Source organism: Nitrospira sp. BLG_2 (assembly GCF_049222245.1).
Genome location: NZ_JBLYIG010000108.1, coordinates 1 through 3,562 on the forward strand (window position 1 = coordinate 1; position 3,562 = coordinate 3,562).

Consider the following 3,562-nt stretch of genomic DNA (forward strand, 5'->3'; position numbering starts at 1 on the left):
AGGGGATGGCGCTCGGGCTGGTATCCACGCTGGGAAGGAGCGAAAAATTAAAAGGAGTCGGGAGTCTTTATTTAGGAGCCCTTTGGTCGTCCACGTGGCCGTAACGTGGATTCCATCCCAAACCGTGTCGCCATACGCTTCACCTAGGCGTTGTCGCCAAACGGGTGGCCTCGTTGCACACTGAGTCGGAGCGCCTCCAGTTCTGACAGACTCTGGGCGTGATTGACGAACGTGAGCCAATGACGTGGATGCTCAACCGGCCAGTCACTCAGCCAGGCGGTCAATTTGGAATTCACTTGTGCTCGTCGCCACAAACTGGGCCATTGCCAATCTTCCGCGTGGCGCACCAGCTCGGCTCGTAGCGCATTGCACTCTACATAGCGCACAACGGTGATAAAATGCTCATCGGCCTGGACCGGAAAGGAGCAGAAGCGGCCTTGATAGAGCGACATCAACTGAGGCAGAAAAATAGCTAACACAGGCCATGCTGGCATATAAGACGAAGCTTAGTCCCGGCTATATAGTTCGGCTTGAACAGGGTCGACATGACCCATCACTTAGCCCTTTGGCAAAGGATTTGAAGGCGCTGAAGGTGCCTTTGGAGAATTAGTGAAATGAATGAGTCTATCAGTGAAGATGATCTGCAAACGTTTGAGGGATGGCTAACGTATCAGGCTATTGACACTTCCATGATGACCACGGAGGAGTTGGCCACCTGGCGGTGCTGTTTCGAGGAGACACGGAAGCAGCGTGGTGCAAGTTCGAAGGTTGGGCTGATGAATCTCAAAACAGTTCCTGGGGAGAATAAGTACGCAGTGGCGGTTCGTGAGGGAGCAGACCTGTTCCTTGTTTTATGGGTACGGCGCAATCAAAAAGGAGAGTATTTTGTTTTGAAACCGATGAGCGATAGACAATTGAACCTACATAGCAGCCATCACCGCGATGGCACTCTTCACCATAAAATTGTAAAGCCAAAGGTTCTCCCAGCTCAGAAGTCTCAGTCGTTCCCCATTATGAATGGATTCACACCGAAGGAGACTGGGGCCATCTGTGATCCAAAGGCATTCACCGGCATCGTCGAAGTTGCATCAGGAATTCTCGGGCCACAGCATGGCTGTATCGGTGTGATTCTTGCTGACCCAGGTATTGGTTTGCCCGACTATACGTGGGCGTATGAAGTATTAACTCAGACGGTTTTTCGTGAAGTATCGCCGCACGTTGTAGTTTCAATCCTGCGCAAGAAACATTCCGACTAAAGAGTCGCCATCATGATCATCGACATCAATGCATTAAGGTTCACCAAGCAGAACGGCATTAGCGAGGGATTGAGCCAGGAGAGTCGCGTTGAGGGGCCTTCCAGTCAGGATGACTGCAACTGTCGCCGAATGGGCTATCGAGTCAGTGTTAGGACCCATCAAGGAATTTTTGACACGCCGGACCCTGATTTGTGGTGCATGTTTTTCGGCCAGCTTTCCTGCCTTCCCGATTTCTGCTAGTATTCGCTCATGGGACATGACGCTACCAAATTGCTGGAGGCTGCGTTGAAGCTTCCGCCTGAAGCTCGAGCTGCAATGGCCAGTTCGTTATTAGAAAGCCTTGATACAGTCATCGATGCTGATGCAGAAGCAGAATGGGATCGTGAAATTGCCCGTCGGCTGAAGGACCTCGATGCAGCTTCCGCCGGTGTTATTTCCTGGAGTGATGCCCGCCGAAAGATTCTCGGTCGCTGATGCCCGGTCTTCCCATTGTAATCCATTCTGAGGCTGTAGAAGAAGCCAGGGCAGCTCGGCTGTGGTATGCGGAAAGAAGTCAGTCTGCTGCGGACTCGTTTCTTGCCGAACTCGATCATGGGATCGAAGCCATCTCTGAATCACCCGAACGCTGGCCTCTGTTCGTGCACGGCACTCGTCGTTATCTGTTCAATCGGTTTCCTTTCCAGATCGTGTATCGAGTCGCCAACGAACGTATTGAGATTGTGGCCGTCGCTCATGGCCGACGGCGGCCAGGGTATTGGCGGTCGCGGGAATAGGTGCCAAACGTACCGAGGATGGTTCCAAACTGCAAGTGGGGGTCAGGTCTTGCTTCTTGCATTCTGCCTCACCCAACTCTCACCGACCGATTCGGGCCGCCATGGCGAAGTGGAAAAAATAACGGTCGAGGGAGGCTAAGTCGCTGCCGTACGTGTGCCCTCCGAACATCGCATCGCAGAGCAACTCCCGCGCGCGGGTCAGTTCTTTCCGCCGGCCTTTCCAGCGTTCGTCTGCAATCGTCAAGTCCAGCAGTTCCACCGCACGGTCGAAGGCCTGTTCGCAGCGTTGCGGATCCTTTCCATGCCACCGGGCGGCACGTGCTACGTCGCTGCCGACGTTGGCCAGTTGCTCCATGAGCGAGAGCGTGTGCCATCGTCCCGCGGCCAATTGCTCGTGAAGCGGTGCAATAGTGTGTGGCTAGTCCTGTACTAGTCGATTGACGATAGCCGTGACGGCGTCACGGATCTCAGCACGCTCGACGTATCGTGAACGATTTCCTCCGGATGGACGTACATTGATCATTGAGTCGAATTCAATCCATTCGGGGAGCGGCCGCTCAGGATAGAGGTTGATGCCCCACAGGTTTTTCTGCAGTGAACCCTGCTCTAAAAGTATGGCTTCTTCGTCAGAATGCAGTTCCCCGCCGATAGCCATAATGCGTTGTTCCACATCTACCACGGCTTTAACCATGTCGCCGAACTGTTGTTGAGCCATCATGTTCAAGTCGGCTTTCCTCATACTTGTACGAATGACGATAATCTCCATAAGGTTCCCGAGGTGAAGTAAGTGTTGCGGGAGGCAAGATTGCGGTTTGTGCGGGCTTCTGTCAACCACAAATTGACCGAAGGAGGGTTGAGGTACATCTTACTCTGGGTTTGACCGTGACGATCATTGCGCCGACTTTCAGTATCTTGAATTTTACCCGCCGAGGGGAAGGCAACAAAGCCCACGAGTAGTCGTTTTGGTGGACCATGTTTCCCCTCGTTGATTCGCACAAGCCAGCTGCCTCGGCTCTTCAATTATTCCGTCGCATTGCTCCGAGACGAGGAAAAGAATTCCGACATTGCCCGGCTTTCATCAACACCAAGGGTTCACTGTGCCACTGTGCGAACTCAACTGGGCTTAGATTGCTGTTCTGTGTATGGCTTGCTGACGCATAACATATTTGTTACTCTCCTGTGTGGACTACAAGATCACGTATTACAGCGAGACCGTGCAGAACGACATTCTTGCTCTGCCAGACACGCTGGCTGCAAGATATATTGTCCTCACCCGACGAATGATCGTGCTTGGACCGAACCTTGGGGCGCCGCATACGAAGTCTTTTGGCCACGGTCTGTTTGAGTTACGATTAAAAGGAGCGGAGGGAATCGCCCGGGTGTTTTTTTGCGCATTGGCGGGAAAACGAATCGTCATGCTGCATAGCTTTCTCAAGAAGTCGGAAAAGACGCCTCTTCGAGAACGCGAAATTGCAGAGGCGCGAATGAAGGAGGTCAAACGTGCGGACACATGATCAACTCATCAAAAAGCTT

General features: G+C 52.8%; 8 protein-coding genes. 5 read left to right on the forward strand and 3 right to left on the reverse strand.

All coding sequences use genetic code 11. The annotated features are described in order from the left end of the window. Positions 1 to 143: 143 nt before the first annotated feature. Positions 144 to 494, reverse strand: a complete 351-nt coding sequence (locus ACOSYY_RS03165; RefSeq protein WP_421660820.1) for a hypothetical protein — start codon at positions 492 to 494, stop codon at positions 144 to 146. Here ACOSYY_RS03165 and ACOSYY_RS03170 point away from each other — a divergent pair. From ACOSYY_RS03170 to ACOSYY_RS03185, 4 genes are all read left to right on the forward strand, one after another. Further along, a complete protein-coding gene (locus ACOSYY_RS03170) occupies positions 485 to 610 on the forward strand; it encodes a hypothetical protein (protein ID WP_421660821.1) in 126 nt (41 codons plus the stop codon). The genes ACOSYY_RS03165 and ACOSYY_RS03170 overlap by 10 nt on opposite strands. A gap of 4 nt (positions 611 to 614) precedes the next feature. Continuing rightward, positions 615 to 1,256, forward strand: coding sequence for a hypothetical protein (locus tag ACOSYY_RS03175; RefSeq protein WP_421660822.1), 642 nt, complete (start codon positions 615 to 617; stop codon positions 1,254 to 1,256). 285 nt (positions 1,257 to 1,541) lie between these two features. After that, positions 1,542 to 1,730, forward strand: coding sequence for an addiction module protein (locus ACOSYY_RS03180; RefSeq protein WP_421660823.1), 189 nt, complete (start codon positions 1,542 to 1,544; stop codon positions 1,728 to 1,730). Next, on the forward strand, positions 1,730 to 2,029 hold the full coding sequence (locus ACOSYY_RS03185) for a type II toxin-antitoxin system RelE/ParE family toxin (RefSeq protein ID WP_421660824.1): 300 nt from the start codon (positions 1,730 to 1,732) through the stop codon (positions 2,027 to 2,029). The genes ACOSYY_RS03180 and ACOSYY_RS03185 overlap by 1 nt, the downstream gene beginning before the upstream one ends. Before the next feature lie 79 nt (positions 2,030 to 2,108). On the opposite strand, the gene ACOSYY_RS03190 is transcribed toward ACOSYY_RS03185, so the two are convergent. Both ACOSYY_RS03190 and ACOSYY_RS03195 read right to left on the reverse strand, forming a co-directional pair. Next, positions 2,109 to 2,417 (reverse strand): hypothetical protein, encoded by a 309-nt coding sequence (locus ACOSYY_RS03190; protein WP_421660825.1) that lies wholly within the window; start codon positions 2,415 to 2,417, stop codon positions 2,109 to 2,111. A gap of 30 nt (positions 2,418 to 2,447) precedes the next feature. Next, entirely contained in the window at positions 2,448 to 2,795 is a 348-nt protein-coding gene (locus tag ACOSYY_RS03195) for a DUF5674 family protein (protein ID WP_421660826.1), read from the reverse strand. Between the two features lie 415 nt (positions 2,796 to 3,210). Here ACOSYY_RS03195 and ACOSYY_RS03200 point away from each other — a divergent pair, with 415 nt between their 5' ends. After that, entirely contained in the window at positions 3,211 to 3,543 is a 333-nt protein-coding gene (locus ACOSYY_RS03200; protein WP_526023271.1) for a type II toxin-antitoxin system RelE/ParE family toxin, read from the forward strand. Positions 3,544 to 3,562 lie beyond the last annotated feature (19 nt).